Here is a 16,944-nt window from a genome sequence, read left to right on the forward strand (position 1 = left end):
TTATCGGCGGCTGGACAACGCCGAGCCGGTCAGGTCTGCACGTAAATCAGAATCTTCTAACGCATTGAACTCTCGAGGTTGATCTGCCAGTCTCCGTCCGGGGGTATTTGAACTGGAGGAGAATGAGTTGCGTTTACTTCTGCCCTATATTCTTGTCGCCACCTGCATCGTGAGCGGACCTGCCATGGCAATCGATCCACCTGCTGCACCACCTGCCGACCGGCCCTTGAATGAATTCGTGACCGCGGTCGAACGGGACGGCTCGATCACCTTCCGTCTCTTCGCGCCTTCTGCGAAAACGGTCTCTGTCGTGCTCGGCTCTCGTGCGCCGATGGAAATGAAGAAGGCCCACAACGGTCTGTGGAGCGTAAAGACCGAGGCGCTAAAGCCTAACCTCTATGAGTACTACTTCAACATCGATGGCTTCCGCAGCATCGATACCGGCACGAATATGCCGAAGCCCCAGCGTCAGGTGAACACCAGCCTGGTTCTCGTGCCGGGGAGCGTTCTCGATATCCGCGATGTGCCCCATGGCGAGTTGCGCCGAGTGACGATCTCATCAAAAGCACTGAAATCGCAGCGCCAGACCTATGTCTATACGCCGCCGGGCTATAGCGATGCGTCAGAACCTCTGCCGGTCCTCTATCTCTATCACGGTTTTGGCGACACGGTGGACTCGTGGGTGGCGCAGGGTCGCGCGCCGCAGATCCTCGACAATCTGCTGGCGGAGAAAAAGATCGAGCCAATGATCGTCGTCATCCCGGATACCGAGGCGGATATCCCGGAGGCAATTGCGGAAAACTTCCCCGCCGCCGATCGGCGCAAGACCTTTTACCCTATCAATGCCGACGCCATTGATCGCGAACTGGTAGAAGACCTTATCCCCTATATGAAGGCGCATTACCGCGTGCGAGACGATGCGGATGGGCGGGCGATCGTCGGCCTGTCGCAAGGCGGCTATCAAGCGCTCGTCTCGGGTCTGACCCATCTCGGCACGTTTGGCTGGATTGCGAACTTCAGTGGCGTTTCCACCACCACCGTGCCCAACAAGGCCCTTGAAGCCGCGCTCAACACGCCGGAAAAAATCAACGAGAGCCTGCGCAATTTCACCGTTACCGTCGGCACGGAAGATCAGGTCACCGGCAAGGACATCGCCGGGCTGAAAACCATCCTCGACGACAAGAAGATCAAACACGACTATGTGGAATATAAGGGCCTCGGCCATGAGATGGATGTCTGGCGTCCATCGTTCGAGGCCTTCCTGCAGAAAGTCTTCAAGCAGTAGGGCACCCTGCGTTCTTCTGGGCGCAGAAGTGACGCGTTTACTGTTTTGAAGTGCGTCGTTCTTTTCCGAAAATCGATTTCGGTTTTCGGGCCGACACCGTAGTGGCCCCATGATTGCACCAGCCGTCTCGACATCTTTTTGCGCGCGACGGCTGGTCCAAACGATGCGATATGTGAGTGGCGATGGGAAAAGCTTAAGACACGGTTTCTGGCGCCGATTTCCATTCCGTCCTTGCAAAACCGAAAATTGAGCCTATATTGAATTTATCGACCATTGCTTGTGACGTCGGTCCAGAGCCTAGCTCCCGTCGGATTTCCTCTCAAAACATCGATCTAATCCCGCAAGGTATTTCGGGACAAACAACGATTGCTACGAAAGGAAATCGTTATGAACACTGGTACTGTAAAGTGGTTCAACGCCACCAAGGGCTTCGGCTTCATTCAGCCTGACAACGGCAGCACGGACGTTTTCGTTCACATTTCCGCTGTTGAACGTGCGGGCATGCGCTCGCTCGTCGACGGTCAGAAGATCAGCTTTGACATTGTTCAGGACCGCAAGTCCGGCAAGAACTCTGCTGACAATCTTCAGGCGGCATAAATTGTTTCTCGCTGACGCTGACCACGGATGTACTGGCAGCAGACGCTGAGTGACTGAAGAAAGGTCGGGCCTATCGCTCGGCCTTTTGTCTTTATGGCTTAGGAGAACCCTGATGCCAAAAACGCCTTACAAAACCGGCAATATCATCGTCTTGAAGCCCAGAAGTAACGGCGGTCATGCCTCCCAGCAGAGCGCCCGGGTTATCGCGGCAATGCCGGAAACACAGGGAAGCAGACGTTACCGTATTCGGCTCGACGGCGAAAATTTTGATCGCACGGTTAGTCAGGACGATATCGATCTTGCGGCAACGGCCAAGCAGACGCCTGTTGCCGTTGCTACCAAAGTCTCCGAACCGGGCGGTTGGATCAACCACGACCTCGTCCGAACACGAAAATAGCGGTGTAGAACCGAGTTAGGAAAAGCCTTTGCAAGTCCTCGTTAGAGATAACAATGTCGATCAAGCGCTTCGCGTACTGAAGAAGAAGATGCAGCGCGAAGGCCTGCTACGCGAAATGCGTGCGCGCCAGTCTTACGAGAAGCCTTCGGAAAAGCGCGTTCGCGAACAGGCCGAAGCCGTTCGTCGCCATCGCAAGCTCGCGAAGAAGAAGATGCAGCGTGAAGGCCTTCTGCCTGCACCGAAGAAAGCTGTCCGCACGCGCTGACAGCAACATCATCGTTCCGAAAATCGAGCTCGATTTTCAGAGAACACGATGGGTAGATTGAAGTAAGAGCGTCCTTTGTGCGTCTAGAGAGACGCACAGCGCTCTATCGCAATGAAAGGGTTTCAAAATGACCGCTACGAAAGATGAATTCTTCAAGCCCGGCAAACTGACCCCTCAGCAAAAAGCCTCCGCAACCAATGATGCCGTTTCTCAGATTCTGGCTGCGGAAACCGCACAGCGCCTGAAGAAGACCGAACGGCTGCGTGAAGCACGCCTTGCGCGCGAAGCCGAGACCGTCATCGTCACACCAGCCGCGCCGGCGAAGAAGAAAGCCAAAGCTCGGGCTTGATATCACGACGTGCAAAATCGAGAGGCGGCTAAGGCCGACACTCGTTCACTCTTCAGTAGGCGCCATTCTCTGGCGCCTTTTTATTGTGGTGAAGAGTCAAGAGCTAGAGGGAGGTAACGGTCCCGAGGCTAAGTTCTCATTCTTGCTCCCTCCCCCCAACTAAGTCGGAGCACGTCGCGCAAAACTGGTCACAGGTTTTGCGATAACGATATGCGATAAAAGAAGGACCTAAAGCGTAAGGAGCGAACCTGAAAGATTGCGACACGCTTTAAGCAAGCAAGAGCCTCATATCATAACAATCGAGCCCCGGCCCGAAGCCATCCGGTGTGATTTTCGTGACCACAAAGCCGTGACGCGCATAAAATCCATGCGTCCGCTGACTTGTTGAAAGCACAACCTTGGCAAGGTTGGGCGTTTCCTCTGCAATCTTGATCCGGTCACGGGTCATGCGGGTTCCGACACCTCTTCCGTGAAATGCTCGATCCACCATCCCCCAGGCAAACGACGCCCGTTGGTTTGTTGCGTCCAATTCGAGGCCGTGGCAGGCGACGACTGCGCCATCCAACGTCGATACGAAGTAGAGATAGCGGAGCGGATCCTTCGTCTCAAGGAATTGAACAAACTGCTCGCGTTCGGCCGGCGCGAAGTACCTCGGAACATTGCTCTCGAAGATTGAGAGGCAGGACGAGAAAGCTCCTGCGACGTTCGCGCGTCGCAACTGCTTGACGCTCCCCGCCCGTCGCCACACGCAATCCCGTTAACGTCCCTGAACCCCACATGAACCTGCCTCTCAGGGTCGGTTCAGTCCAACTGTGGCAATGTCATGTCCAGAGTAAGGGACGGCAACAACAAGGGGAATGGACATGGCAATCTTGATACGTCGCTTCAGCATCATCGTTCTTCTGATGGCGATTTTCGCCATCTCGTTCGCCGCCCTTGTGGTCAATCCTAATCGCAGCTTCCAGCGCATCAGTGTCGGCACTGCCTATACTTGCCAGCATGGCTTTTCGCCCAGCTGCCACGTGACCTTGTGAGGCCGGCAATGAACAGAAACTTTTCCAACGCCCTCTTCTCCGGACTTCGGGTGTTCATCATGGCGTCGGTTTTTCTAGGTCCATTTGCAGGACTTGCCGTCTACAAGGCCGATCCAAGGCCGGTCTCCAAAGGTGTCGGCTTTGTGTTGCTGATGAGCTTGCAGCGCGGGGCTATCGGCTGAGCCGGTTTTTGCCGGCTTTTTCAAAATGCACATATTTCTGTCGCTTGCCTGTCGAAATAGGCTCCCTATAATGGGCCATGACAATAGCAAAGCACACGATTCCACCCCTCGCCTTCATAACGCCAGAGCCCTTTGCGCCACGGACTTTCGATGATCCGAAAGAGGCCGTAGACGCGCTGACGGCGCTCTATGATCGCAACACCGATTTCCTCATCAAATCTTTTACCGATCTTGCCAAGGGCGCACCCATCGAGGGTCGCTACCGCGCCTGTTATCCGCAGGTCAGCATGGAGACCTCGACATTCGGACATGTCGATTCCCGCCTCTCCTATGGCCATGTCACCTCGCCCGGCGTGTACACGACCACGATTACCCGGCCGCAGCTTTTCCGCCATTACCTGAAGGAACAGCTTGGGCTTCTGATCAAGAACCACGGCGTCCACGTCACTGTCTCCGAATCGGCAACGCCCATTCCGCTGCATTTCGCCTTTGGCGAGGGCGCCTATGTGGAAGCGTCCGCGGCCTCTTCGCTCTCAGACGTGCCGCTGCGCGACCTCTTCGACACGCCGGATCTCAACAACACCGACGATCTGATCGCCAATGGCGAATACGATCAGGTGCCGGGAGAGCCCGCACCGCTGGCCCCCTTTACCGCCCAGCGTATCGATTACTCGCTGGCGCGGCTCAGCCACTATACGGCGACCAGCCCGAACCACTTCCAGAACTTCGTGCTCTTCACCAACTATCAGTTCTACATCGACGAGTTTGCCACATGGGCACGCAAGCTGATGGCTGATGGTGGCGATGGCTATACCGCCTTCGTGGAGCCCGGCAATATCATCACCCATGCCGGATCGGACCGACCCGAGACGGACATGACGCTTGGACGTCTGCCGCAGATGCCTGCCTATCACCTTAAGAAGAAGGGACATGCGGGTATCACCCTCGTCAACATCGGCGTTGGTCCGTCTAACGCCAAGACGATCACCGACCATATTGCCGTTCTTCGTCCGCATGCGTGGCTGATGGTCGGCCATTGCGCGGGCTTGCGCAACAGCCAGCGTCTGGGCGACTACGTGCTGGCTCATGCCTATGTGCGCGAAGACCACGTGCTGGACGACGACCTGCCCGTCTGGGTACCGATCCCGGCGCTTGCCGAAGTGCAGCTTGCGCTGGAAGGCGCGGTGGCGGAAGTCACCGGCTATGAAGGATTTGAGCTGAAGCGCATCATGCGCACCGGCACGGTTGCGACCATCGACAACCGAAACTGGGAGCTACGCGACCAGGCGGGCCCGGTGAAGCGTCTGTCGCAATCACGCGCCATTGCCCTCGACATGGAATCGGCCACCATTGCCGCTAACGGTTTCCGCTTCCGCGTGCCCTATGGCACCCTGCTCTGCGTCTCCGACAAGCCTTTGCATGGTGAGTTGAAGCTTCCTGGCATGGCAACGGAGTTCTACCGCACCCAGGTGGCGCAGCATCTGCAGATTGGCATTCGCGCCGTCCAGAAACTCGCAGCCATGCCCACGGAAACACTGCATTCGCGCAAGCTCAGAAGCTTCTACGAAACGGCGTTCCAGTAGGTCTCTGCTCTGGCGCTATTTTCGTGTCGGCACGAAAAGCGCCAGAGCCGTTCCAATCAGCGACGACAGGATCACCAGCAGGTGGAGGTTGACGGCCGCCTGGCCGAGTACCGATAGCGCATGCTCTTCCGCCGACGCTCCGAAGCCGATCGCGCCTGCCGTGATGCCTGCCGGGTAGGTGCCGACGCCCCCTGGCGCATGAACCGGCAGCACGGAAGACAGTTCACCACCGAGGGCCCCACCAAAGCCCGCAGGGAGACTGATCTCCCCCATCAGCATCAGCACCCAAGCCAGCACGGCGATCTTGACGAACCAGTTGATCAGTGTGGCACCCCACGCTCGAAGAAAGGCGTTGCCGTCCACCGGCAAGCCCGCCCTTAGCTCTGCAATGACCTTGGCAAGCTTGGTCGACGATCTTCGACCGACGAGACCGAAAGCGAGGTCACGCGCGACAAATCCCAGCGCGGGTAGAAGCAGAAATGCCAGCCAACCGGTCCATATCCACACGCTTCCTTCTTCCAGCGCCCACCCCATTCCGGCTGCAGCCAGAAGCGCGTGGAGATCAAAGAGCCGCATGACCAGAAGGGCAGAGGTGCCGCGCAGAAGATTGACGCCGAACTCTCGCCTCATCAGCAACGGAAAACTGGTCTCGCCGCTTCGAAACGGCAGCATGATGTTGAGAATGTTGTGGAGCTGGACCACACGAAAAAGCGTCGCAAAGCGGCGTTTCGTTTCCTGCGGGAAGTAGTCGTAAATGCGCCAGGTGCGCAGAAGATAGGTGGCGACGAGAAGCAACAGTGCCAGGGCAATCGTCCCCCAGCCGGCATGAGACCAGAGGCCCATGATCGTGCCCCAACCCCACACCCATTGAATGAACGCGGCGTAGGCAACGATGACGACCACCATGCCGAGCGTCATTGCGTTGCTTGCAAGCAACGCTGCCGGTCTGATCCTGTGTGAATTGTCTTTCAAATGACGGCCTAACTGGACAACTGGCGTGGTGACGCATATCCCGCAATTGAGCGTCTTAATAAAGTCTTACCGGGGAAGCCTCGTGCCCACACCGACAGCCCTTCGAAGCGAAATCCCGACGAGCACTGCGCCGGAATTATCGCTTGTCGTGCCAATTTTCAATGAGCAAGAAAGCGTCTGCCCTCTGATAGAGCGCGTTCTGGACGCGATGACAAGCTACCCTGGCGCTTGGGAACTGATCCTCGTGGATGACGGGAGCACGGATGCGACGATCGTCAATGCCAAATCCTATCTCGGTCGCGATGGGCTCGATCTCAAGATCGTTGCCCTTCAGCGCAATTTCGGCCAGACGGCAGCGATGCAAGCGGGCATCGACACGGCCAGAGGGCGGCTGATTGCCACCCTTGATGGCGATCTGCAAAACGACCCCAAAGACATTCCGATGCTGGTCGCCGAACTCGAACGGCGCGAGCTCGATCTTCTCGTTGGCTGGCGCAAGAACCGCCAGGATGGGCTGGTGCTGCGCAAGATCCCGTCGTGGATCGCCAACCGGCTTATCGGCCGTATCACCGGCGTGCGTCTGCATGATTATGGCTGCAGCCTGAAGATTTATCGCACCTCGGTCATCAAGCAGGTCAAGCTGATGGGCGAGATGCATCGCTTCATCCCCGCCTGGGTGGCGGGCGTCGTGCCGAGCAGCCGGATCGGCGAAATGGCGGTCACCCACCATGCGCGCCAGTTCGGCACGTCGAAATACGGGATCTCCCGCACTTTTCGCGTCATCCTCGATCTGTTGTCGGTGATGTTCTTCATGCGCTACAGGGCGCGGCCGGGGCATTTCTTCGGTTCTCTCGGCCTTGGCCTCGGCGCGCTTGCTGTCGTCATCATGGCCTATCTCTTCATCGAAAAGTTCATCCTTGGCAATGACATCGGCACACGCCCGCTGCTGATGGTGTGCGTGGTTCTGTCGCTCTCGTCCCTGCAATTCATCACCACGGGGATCCTGGCGGAAATGATCGCCCGCCTCTATTACCGCGACGACCGCACGCCGAACTACATTGTCAGCAAGACCTTCACCTCAGACGAGACCTGACACGATGCGCAAGGTTTTCTCCCGCAATCTCGATTTAACGTTGATCCTGATTGCAGGATATTTCCTCCTTGCATTCGTTGTCCGCATTGTCCGTTCCTCGGCCCTGGAAATTGACGAGACCCAACAGGCTCTTCTGTCCCAGCATCTGCTGCTCGGATACGGCTCCCAACCCTTCCTCTACACCTGGCTGCAGCATGGCGTAAACGTGCTCGTCGGCCCGTCGATCGCGTCGCTCAGCCTGTTGAAGAATGGGCTGCTTTTCCTCTGTTGCTTGTTCTTCTGGCTGACAGCGAGACTTTTGCTGCGCGACAGGACACTGGCCAATATAGCAACGCTCGGCGTGCTGACGATGCCCACCGTTTTCGTCATGGCGCAGAGGGATTTGACCCACACGGTTCTGGCGCTGTCTTCCGTCGCTCTGTTTTCTTACGCGCTTTTCATGACGCTGAAGGCTCCGAGTGTTGGCGGGTATCTCCTGACAGGGCTTGCCATCGGCATCGGCGCGATTGCCAAATATAACTTCGTCTTCGTTCCACTTGCGGCCGTCGTTGCCATCGCAATGGACAAGGAACTGCGTCAGCGGCTCTTTGACTGGCGCATGCTGCTGACGATCGGCGCAGCCGTTGCGCTTGTGCTACCGCACTGTCTTTGGGTGGTGAATCATTTCGATATCGCCACCACACAGACAACACGCGAAATGCGCGACATCAGCGATAGCACCACGCTTTATGCTGTCGATGGATCGCTTGATCTCCTGCTCGCCTTCCTGAAGGGCGTCGCTCTGCCCTCAGCAATCTGTGCCGCTCTCTATTTCGGCGACATCAAAGCAATTTTCCGAGCGAGCGATCAGTCCACACGCCTTGTCGGTCGCATCATTCTTTTTTCGATGATCTTTGTGCTGTTGATGGTCCTGGCCATGGGGATCACGCATATGCGGCAAAAATGGCTTGCCGTTTATGTGCTGCTGTGGCCGCTATACCTCTGTCTCAAAGTACAGGCCGCGGGTCTGTCCGGTGAGCGGAAGCTCAAGCCAATGCTGACGTCCACCTTCACGCTGGCCATTGGTTTCCTCGGCGTTCTCCTCGCACGCGGGCTTGTCTCTCCCCATTTCGAGCGATACTCGCTTGTCCACATTCCCTATGACGGATTTGCCGAAACGCTTCGCCATGAGGGTCCGTTCAAGCCTGACTATGTCATTGCTTTCGGTGGGCTTGCGGGTGGAAACCTGAAAATCCAATTTCCCGATGCGATGGTTGTAACAACAGATACCGATATCGAGACGATCCCCGCGCTCTGGCCGGCTGGCGCGGTTATCCTATTAGTCGATACGAAGGACGACGGGGAGTCGCCTGAGGATTTCAAGGACGCACTCGCTTCGCTTGCTGAGCGCGTTTCACTTCCGGCACCGACAGATATCCGTCATGTCAACGTGCCCTATGGCGCCTCTGGCCGTAGTCACACGTTCTACTATTCGCTCGAGACTGCCCAATCCAATTAACGCGATTTGATCGTTGGCTCCACGCGGATGGGGAAATTGACGGAGTTGGCGATAAAGCATTTTTCATGCGCATCGTGGTGGAGTTCTCGTGCGGTCTGCGGATCTCCCTTGGCGAGGGTGATCACAGGTTTCAGGACCGCTTCGGTAAAATGACCCGCGCCGTCCCGCTTCAGAACCATGGTGCCCTCGGGCTCATCCACATAGTCGCTGACCACCACGCCTGAGACAGCGCAGAAATGCAGATACCAGAGCTTGTGACATGCGGAGATGGAGGCAAGCAGCAGTTCCTCCGGATTCCAGCGTGCCGGATCGCCGCGAAAGGCCGGATCGGAAGAGCCGGCAATATCCGGCTTTCCATCTGCCGAGATGACATGGTCGCGATCATATTCCCGGTAGCCGGATGTACCCGTCCCGCGGTTGCCCGACCATGTGACCTTGAGGGTATAGCGATGCTCGTGATCGGCCATCGTCAAACTTCCGTGTTGTCGCGCAGGTGGTCCAACCCCTTGCGCAGTGTTTCAATAATCTGATCGACCTCGCCGCGGCTGATGGTCAAGGCGGGAGACGCCAGCATGCGATCGCCGGTGGCGCGCATCACCAGCCCATTGTCCAGGCAGTGATTGCGGACCATGGCACCAATATCTTCCGGCTTGTCGAAACGCCTGCGTGTCGCCTTGTCTGCCGTCAGTTGCAAGCCACCCATCAGGCCGACACTGGCTGCCTCGCCCACGACCTCGTGGTCCAGCAGGCTCTGCCAGCCTTGCGTGAAATACGGGCCGATATCATCGCGCACCCGCTCGACCAGTCCTTCCGCCTCGATGATGCGAAGATTTTCGAGAGCCGCGGCAGCGCAGACCGGATGGCCTGAATAAGTAAAACCATGGTTGAAATCGCCAGCCTCGGTCAGCATCACCTCGGCCACGCGGTCCGATACCAGCACACCGCCAATCGGCAGATAACCGGATGACAGGCCCTTGGCGATCGGTGCCAGATCAGGCTCATAACCGAAATGCTGGTAGCCGAACCAGGAGCCCAATCGCCCAAAGCCGCAGATCACCTCATCGGAGACCAGTAGAATATTGCGCGCCGTGCAGATGCGGGCAATCTCCGGCCAATAGGTGTCCGGCGGGACGATGACGCCACCTGCTCCCTGTATGGGTTCGGCGACGAAGGCAGCGACGTTCTCCTCGCCCAGTTCATCGATCTTGGCGTCCAGCTCACGTGCCACCTTGAGGCCGAACTCCGCTGGTGAGAGATCGCCGCCTTCCGCATACCAGTAGGGCTGCCCGATATGGCTAACGCCTTCGATCGGCAGATTGCCCTGCTCGTGCATCCAGGTCATGCCGCCAAGCGAAGCACCGGCAACCGTAGAGCCGTGATAGCCGTTGCGCCGTGCAATCACCTTCGTCTTCGTCGGATGACCGAGCGCCTTCCAATAGACCCGCGCCATGCGAAACCACGTGTCTGTGGCCTCGGAACCGGAATTGGTGAAGAACACGTGATTCATCGTCGGCCCGGCATGGGAGGCGATCTTCTGTGCCAGGAGAGCCGCGGGCGGTGTGGTGGTACCGAAGAAGGCGTTGTAGTAGGGCAGCTCGTTCATCTGCCGTGCCACGGCATCGGCAATCTCGCGGCGACCATAGCCGATATTGACGCACCAGAGGCCGGCAAAGGCATCAAGATATTTCTTGCCGGTGCTGTCATAGATGAAGACGCCTTCGGCACGCTCGATGATGCGCGTGCCGGTCGCATTCAGCTTCCCCATGTCTGAAAAGGGATGAAGATGATGTGCAGCGTCGATGGCAGCGAGGTTGGAGACTGGTCTCGATAAATCGTTCACGCCTTGTGTGCTCCCTGATCTGGTGACAGGAAGCATGGCCGCTGGTTGTTGATTTTGCAAGCGATGGCGATAACACCGGGCCGAAAATGGGTATCCCCTTTTCGGGCAAGCGCGATGCGTATATTCAAAGAGTTATGGCCCGCTTTTGCGTGCTAAAGGACGGTCTAAGGCCTGGATCAGACGTTGGCGAAGTCCTTGGCGACGATGACCTTCAGTTCACCGGCGTGAATTTTGAGTTCGACATCGCGCTTCATCGGCAAGAGTTCGCCGTCGATGACGCAACGCACGTCATGCCGCCTCTTTGGAAAATGCAGCTCGGCACGTTCGACCGCCATGGCCGTAACCGCCGCGTTTTCCTTCAGCCTGCCGCGCATAATATCGATCGCAAGACGCGCGACGCCAGAGGGGCTCAAGGCGTCAGCGACATAGAACCCGAGGCGGCCACGGGTAATGTCATCCGCTACCAGCAGAGGGTTAGGGCCGAATTCATTGTTGGAGGCCGAGATAGCGCAAACCTTCCGGTGCTGGGTTTCACCAGCAACAGTGAATTCCACGTCGAAGGCCGGCGGATTTAATACGACGCTCACGGCAGCGCGGATGTTGGCCCGGATTTTCCCAAGCCTTGAGGCATATTGCATGCGGTCGCGGTAGCGCACCATGCGCGCGTGCAGTCCCGCGGAGAACTGATGCACGAAGGGATGGCCATTGGCACTGGCGATATCGACGTTCTGCACATGGCCTTGGGCCAGCGTATCCACCGCTTGCCAGATATCGAGCGGAAGTTTCAGCGATCGCGCAAAGAGGTTCATGGTTCCAGCTGGTACGACACCGAGGGCAATGCCGTGCTTCCAGGCAATGCCTGCAGCAGCAGAAATCGTGCCATCGCCGCCACCGGCAATCAGGCCGTCGAGCCCCGCATCATCGGCAGTCCGCTCCATTTCCTGAACGATGTCCTTGCCGGAAACCAGACGGCATTCGATCTGGTGACCCGCCTGCGAAAATACCTTCCGCGCATGGTCGCAATAAGCGTCCAGATCGGTGGTCTTGAACGTTCCGCCATCGCGGTTGAAGATCGCAACCAGCCTCATCTATCCATCCAGTTATTGTGCACGAAGCGCGACCTAAATCGCCGAGCGTCAAAAGGGTTCCATCGGCAGTCGGTCAATCCGGAATTCGTAGAATCAAACACTACCGCGACGCACAAAAACATGATAGAAGCAACATAAGGTCATTTTGGTGACCAAAATCTCCAGTCAGGGCAGATCGGCAATGTCGATCTTGCCCTTTTTTCTTCGTGAACGTCTCTTTGTATGGGCAGCGTTCCGTCGCAGCCAGGAAACCCATGAGCCAAAGCAGTCCACGCGAAAACCGTTCCGAAGCGGCAGACGATGCTGTTGCGCCGTCGGCGCAGACCAGTCTCTCACCCCTTTCCATCGCGCTCATCGAACTGGCGCTTGCCGCCGGAGGCTTCGGCATCGGTACGGGTGAATTTGCGATCATGGGCCTCTTGCCGGAGGTGGCAACGACCTACGGAGTCAGCGTCCCCGTCGCCGGCCACGTCATTACGGCCTATGCGCTCGGCGTCGTCATCGGCGCGCCGATCATTGCGGTTCTTGCCGCGCGCCTGACACGCCGTGTGCTTCTGCTTTCGCTGATGGGCCTGTTTGCTGCCGGCAATATCCTAAGCGCCCTTGCGCCGGACTTCTGGACATTCACTGCTCTGCGCTTCATTTCCGGATTGCCACACGGCGCCTATTTTGGCGTTGCTGCCCTTGTGGCCGCATCGATGGCGCCGATTCACAAGCGTGCTCGTGCCGTCGGTCGGGTCATGCTGGGGCTCACCATCGCCACGCTTCTTGGCACCCCTCTTGCCACCTTCTTCGGTCAGCTGTTTTCCTGGCGGGCAGCCTTCTTGATGGTGGGCGGCATTGCGCTGTTGACGGTAGCGCTTCTCTTCCTGTTCCAGCCCCGCGACAAGGTGCAGGACGGTGCCAGTGTCTGGCGCGAACTCGGCGCCTTCCGCCGTGTCCAGGTCTGGTTGTCGCTTGCCATCGCCTCCGTTGGCTTCGGCGGCATGTTTGCCGTGTTCAGCTACATTGCCAAGACCACCACGGATGTCGCCATGATGCCAGTTTCCGCTGTGCCCATCGTGCTGGCACTGTTCGGCATCGGCATGAATGTCGGCAATGTTGTCGGCTCGCGTCTGGCAGACCTCTCCTTGAACGGCACGATCGGCGGCATGCTGGCCTTCAACGTCGTCCTGATGACGATCTTCGGGCTGACGGCGCATAATCCCTATATGCTGTGCCTCTGCGTCTTCCTGATCGGCTGCGGATTTGCCGCCTGCCCAGCCGTCCAGACCCGATTGATGGATGTGGCAGCCGATGCGCAGACGCTTGCCGCCGCCTCCAACCACTCGGCCTTCAACATCGCCAACGCCCTGGGTGCGTGGCTCGGTGGCTTGGTCATCGCGCTCGGATATGGCTACGCGTCCACCGGCTATGTCGGCGCCATTCTGTCCTTTGCCGGCCTGCTGGTTTTCATTGTTGCTGTTGTTCTGGAGCGGCAGGAAAAAGTCCGCAGCATCTGAAGCGTGTCGCGATCCTTCAGATTCGCTTCTTACGCTTTCGCTCTGTGTTTTGTCGCATGTCGCCATCGCAAAACCGGGGACCACTTTTGCGCGATATGCTGTAGGAATCGAATTTGCTAGAAATTGACCGTGAGGTTGGCAAGGGCCGCGTTCGAGCTGTATCCTTTGGCGAAGTCGCCGCTGTAGCTCAGCATCAAACGCGCCGATTTTGACAAATGAACGGTAACACCGGCCTTCACCACCATCGTATCCTCCGGCACCCCGATCCCCTCCAGCATGAAGGGACTGCCACCATCGAAGCGCGCCGTCGCGAAGGATGCCGTCTGGCCAAAATTGTGGCGCCAACCGACCATGCCTGACAGGAGAACCGGCACTTCGCCCATCTCCAGATCGGTCGAGAAGCGCAGACCCAAGGTAGAGGTGGTCGTATCGAAAGACCTGTCCTCTAAGGCGAGTGCTGCCACTCCTCCGTCCTCCCGGATCGCACCTCCGTCGATTGCGGTGTAGGCAAGACCCGCGAAAGGCTGCAAAACAAGTTTATCTGCCTCGAAGGTCCAGCCCACGTCCGCAAATACCTGCGACGTGGAGCGGGAGTAATCGGCATTCAGCACATCGGAAAACGTGCCGAAGGCGACGCTCCTGCGTGTCGCGATCTCGTTTCGCGTATAGATGGCGCCGCCGGTAAAACTGAACGGCTCCATCTCGGCATGGGTGTAGAGTCCAAGGTGGTAGGACTGGACCTCTGCTCCGGCGGCGGCGTCAAGCGTGCTGTAGCCCAGGACACCGCCGAGGCGCCAATCGTCTGAAATCGGAACGTCGCCACCGATCACCATTCCGGTTCTGCTGATATCGAGAGCGCCCGCCGTGGCATTGCCAGCGAAAGCCTCTCTTGAGACAAGGCCCGTCGCCCATATGCTGGCGTCCGCAACTTCGCCTTCGCTCGTGAGGCGGTTGGTCTTGTCGAGGATCGATTCGCGCAGCAACAGGTTGTCCGAAACGAGAGCGGATTTGAGCGAGGCGTGGATCTCGCCGTTGAGTTGGGCAAAGGCATTCTGCGCAGTCTGGATATCCAGGGGCAGGATCGCCTGAAACAGTCTGTTCGAAATCCCCGCCTCTTCAATGGCGCCTGCTGCCGCGCGGTCGTTGGAGGTGCGCGCAACATCCGCAAAGCGAACCGCGTTGCGGTCAAGATGCAGATCAACAGATGTTAACCCGTAGGTGAGCGTCGGCGACAGAAAGGCAAAGTCGCTGGTCACTTGATCGAAAGCGCCGACGACCAGGCCAGCCGTCAGGATCTGATAGTTTGTCGAAAGGCCATAAGTGCCGCTTGCTGCACGCAATTCGACCACACCGCCCTGCAGACGCGCCGTGCCGGAGACATCGAGACGATCGGAGCGACCGGTGGAGTCGATATCGACATCATAGATGGCTCCTGCCCGAAAGGTTGCATCGCCGCTGACAGTCATCGTCGCGATGCCGGGGCCCGGCGCGAGCACCCCGCCTGCGCGAACCAGCAGACCGCCAGACAAACCGGTACCGCTTAACAGGCCGCCATCGAAGATATCCACGGTGCCGGAAATTGTGCCGTCGTTTTTGATTTCGCCTCCTGTGATGGCGGCCTGACCGGCGATGGTCCCTGTGTTGGTGAAGCGCCCGGCGGCGTTGGTGAGAGATGCGACCGTGCCGTCATTCGTCGCCGCTCCTTCATTCGCGACAGCATCCACTGTCGCACCGAGGTTGTTGATGAAGCGGCCACCTGCTCGATTCTGAACATTGCCGAGCCTGTCGTTATTGACCACGGTACCGCCACTGATCGTCGTCGCCCCAGTCACCGTTCCACCCGTATTGTTGGTGAAGAGCCCGGCTTGATTGTCGAGCGAGGCGACCGTTCCGGCGTTGGTGGTCGCGCCCCGGTTGGTAATGGCTCCAGCGGAGGCTCCGGTATTATTGACGAAGGCGGCAGCGGCCGCAACATCAACATCCGTGACGACGAAATTGTTGGTAACCGTTCCTCCCGCAACCGTGGTCATGCCAGTGATCCTGCCGCCGGCATTGTTGGTGGTCGTTCCGGCGTCGTTTCGGAGTGAGGAGATCGTCCCGGCATTGGTGACGGAGCCGGAATTGCGAACATTACCAGCCGTCGCGCCGGCGTTGTTGGCAAAGGCCGCCGCCGCTGCAACATCGACATCCGTCACCACGAAGTTGTTGGTGACCGTCCCGCCAGCGATCGTCGTCTGGCCGTTGATCCTGCCGTCCACATTGTTGGTAAAGCTGCCGCCATCATTTTGAAGCGAGGCCACAGTGCCGGCGTTGACGACAGTGCCGGAGTTGCGGACATTGCCCGCCGTTGCACCAACATTGTTGGTGAAGGCCGCCGCGGCTGCGACATCCACATCCGTCACCACGAAATTGTTGGTAACGCTGCCGCCCGATACCGTCGTCTTGCCAAGAACCTCGCCACCGGCATTGTTGGTGAAATTGCCGTCGGTGTTTTGCAGCGTTCCGACACGACCCGCATTCGAAGCCGTACCGGCGTTGTTCAGGGTAGAGAGTGTCGCGCCGCCGTTGTTGGTGAAGGTGCCGCCGGAGGCGACCGAAGCGCCTGTCATCTTGCCGTTGTTGGAGAGCGAGGTTCCGTTTCCGACGACGGCATCGCGGAGCGTACCATTCACAGTCACGCTGCCATTTTGAAGTGAGAGCTTGCCGTCCAGAGTACCATCGACAGCAAGGCTGCCGCCGACAAGATCGACATCCGATGTCAAAAGGCCACCAGAATTAATGGTGACGCTGCCCGACGTTATCGTGGTGCCGCTGGTAACGGACAATGCGCCGGTGTTGGTGACGGTGACGTTGCCACCGCCAACGTTCAGCCGATCGATTGTCTCCCCTGTCGATACTTGCGGCGAGCCGGTGTTGACCGTGGCGCTATCGCTTGCGGCGGGGGCGCCTGGCGTCCAGTTCGCGTCATTCTCGAAGGCATTATCCGCCGTCCCCGTCCAGACCGATTGTGCAGCCGCATAGGTCGCCATAAGGGCGACGGGCGCAGTTGCGGCAAGCAAGGCTAAAAATCTGGGTGCTACGAAGAGCTGGTGGCGAACCATAAGCATACCGACAGTCGTCACGTCGCATCATGCCGACGTTGTCGCCCACCCTATCGAGGTTATGGTTAATCAACGATTAAACCCGATCGGAGAGAGGCACGTATCCCCTATCAAAACCATGTATATTAGCCGCTTGTCAGGGTGATGCAGGCGGGGCG

17 protein-coding genes are annotated in these 16,944 nt (G+C 58.2%); 11 read left to right on the top strand and 6 right to left on the bottom strand.

Translation table 11 applies throughout. The annotated features are described in order from the left end of the window. The first annotated feature begins 127 nt into the window (after positions 1-127). The 5 genes from EYC79_RS15855 to EYC79_RS15875 all read left to right on the top strand — a co-directional run bounded on the left by EYC79_RS15855 (position 128) and on the right by EYC79_RS15875 (position 2,893). Positions 128-1,285 (top strand): esterase, encoded by a 1,158-nt coding sequence (locus EYC79_RS15855; RefSeq protein WP_130978583.1) that lies wholly within the window; start codon positions 128-130, stop codon positions 1,283-1,285. A 387-nt stretch (positions 1,286-1,672) separates the two neighbouring features. Next, positions 1,673-1,882 (top strand): cold-shock protein, encoded by a 210-nt coding sequence (locus EYC79_RS15860; protein WP_062425694.1) that lies wholly within the window; start codon positions 1,673-1,675, stop codon positions 1,880-1,882. A 112-nt stretch (positions 1,883-1,994) separates the two neighbouring features. Beyond that, a complete protein-coding gene (locus EYC79_RS15865) occupies positions 1,995-2,279 on the top strand; it encodes a hypothetical protein (protein ID WP_062425695.1) in 285 nt (94 codons plus the stop codon). Positions 2,280-2,307: 28 nt separating this feature from the next. Next, positions 2,308-2,544: a 30S ribosomal protein S21 gene (rpsU, locus tag EYC79_RS15870; protein WP_062425696.1), complete on the top strand. Its 237-nt coding sequence runs from the start codon at positions 2,308-2,310 to the stop codon at positions 2,542-2,544. A 127-nt stretch (positions 2,545-2,671) separates the two neighbouring features. Continuing rightward, positions 2,672-2,893: a hypothetical protein gene (locus EYC79_RS15875; RefSeq protein WP_062425697.1), complete on the top strand. Its 222-nt coding sequence runs from the start codon at positions 2,672-2,674 to the stop codon at positions 2,891-2,893. A gap of 268 nt (positions 2,894-3,161) precedes the next feature. On the opposite strand, the gene EYC79_RS15880 is transcribed toward EYC79_RS15875, so the two are convergent. Beyond that, positions 3,162-3,641 (bottom strand): GNAT family N-acetyltransferase, encoded by a 480-nt coding sequence (locus EYC79_RS15880; protein WP_245495295.1) that lies wholly within the window; start codon positions 3,639-3,641, stop codon positions 3,162-3,164. 115 nt (positions 3,642-3,756) lie between these two features. Between EYC79_RS15880 and EYC79_RS23490 the strand changes: the two genes are divergently transcribed. The 3 genes from EYC79_RS23490 to amn all read left to right on the top strand — a co-directional run bounded on the left by EYC79_RS23490 (position 3,757) and on the right by amn (position 5,692). Then, complete coding sequence (locus EYC79_RS23490) at positions 3,757-3,927, top strand: hypothetical protein (protein ID WP_162686453.1); 171 nt, start codon at positions 3,757-3,759, stop codon at positions 3,925-3,927. Between the two features lie 8 nt (positions 3,928-3,935). Then, positions 3,936-4,109 (top strand): hypothetical protein, encoded by a 174-nt coding sequence (locus EYC79_RS23495; protein ID WP_165457048.1) that lies wholly within the window; start codon positions 3,936-3,938, stop codon positions 4,107-4,109. 77 nt (positions 4,110-4,186) lie between these two features. Continuing rightward, on the top strand, positions 4,187-5,692 hold the full coding sequence (gene amn / locus EYC79_RS15885; RefSeq protein WP_062425698.1) for an AMP nucleosidase: 1,506 nt from the start codon (positions 4,187-4,189) through the stop codon (positions 5,690-5,692). Between the two features lie 15 nt (positions 5,693-5,707). On the opposite strand, the gene EYC79_RS15890 is transcribed toward amn, so the two are convergent. Next, entirely contained in the window at positions 5,708-6,610 is a 903-nt protein-coding gene (locus EYC79_RS15890; RefSeq protein WP_130978624.1) for a lysylphosphatidylglycerol synthase domain-containing protein, read from the bottom strand. A 136-nt stretch (positions 6,611-6,746) separates the two neighbouring features. On the opposite strand from EYC79_RS15890, the gene EYC79_RS15895 reads away from it, so the two are divergent. Both EYC79_RS15895 and EYC79_RS15900 read left to right on the top strand, forming a co-directional pair. After that, on the top strand, positions 6,747-7,757 hold the full coding sequence (locus tag EYC79_RS15895; RefSeq protein WP_116494013.1) for a glycosyltransferase family 2 protein: 1,011 nt from the start codon (positions 6,747-6,749) through the stop codon (positions 7,755-7,757). Positions 7,758-7,761: 4 nt separating this feature from the next. Next, a complete protein-coding gene (locus tag EYC79_RS15900; RefSeq protein ID WP_130978584.1) occupies positions 7,762-9,255 on the top strand; it encodes an ArnT family glycosyltransferase in 1,494 nt (497 codons plus the stop codon). On the opposite strand, the gene EYC79_RS15905 is transcribed toward EYC79_RS15900, so the two are convergent. The 3 genes from EYC79_RS15905 to EYC79_RS15915 form a co-directional block, all read right to left on the bottom strand. After that, positions 9,252-9,722, bottom strand: coding sequence for an OsmC family protein (locus EYC79_RS15905; RefSeq protein ID WP_130978585.1), 471 nt, complete (start codon positions 9,720-9,722; stop codon positions 9,252-9,254). The genes EYC79_RS15900 and EYC79_RS15905 overlap by 4 nt on opposite strands. A 2-nt stretch (positions 9,723-9,724) precedes the next feature. Continuing rightward, entirely contained in the window at positions 9,725-11,095 is a 1,371-nt protein-coding gene (locus EYC79_RS15910; protein ID WP_165457049.1) for an aspartate aminotransferase family protein, read from the bottom strand. Between the two features lie 176 nt (positions 11,096-11,271). Continuing rightward, complete coding sequence (locus tag EYC79_RS15915; protein ID WP_112952303.1) at positions 11,272-12,183, bottom strand: diacylglycerol/lipid kinase family protein; 912 nt, start codon at positions 12,181-12,183, stop codon at positions 11,272-11,274. Between the two features lie 254 nt (positions 12,184-12,437). Between EYC79_RS15915 and EYC79_RS15920 the strand changes: the two genes are divergently transcribed. Next, positions 12,438-13,685, top strand: coding sequence for an MFS transporter (locus EYC79_RS15920; RefSeq protein ID WP_130978587.1), 1,248 nt, complete (start codon positions 12,438-12,440; stop codon positions 13,683-13,685). Positions 13,686-13,801: 116 nt separating this feature from the next. Here EYC79_RS15920 and EYC79_RS15925 read toward each other — a convergent pair whose 3' ends face one another. Further along, positions 13,802-16,807 (bottom strand): autotransporter outer membrane beta-barrel domain-containing protein, encoded by a 3,006-nt coding sequence (locus EYC79_RS15925; protein WP_245495296.1) that lies wholly within the window; start codon positions 16,805-16,807, stop codon positions 13,802-13,804. Between the last annotated feature and the right edge of the window lie 137 nt (positions 16,808-16,944).

The organism is Agrobacterium cavarae, assembly GCF_004310285.1.
GTDB classification, from domain to species: Bacteria; Pseudomonadota; Alphaproteobacteria; order Rhizobiales; family Rhizobiaceae; genus Agrobacterium; species Agrobacterium cavarae.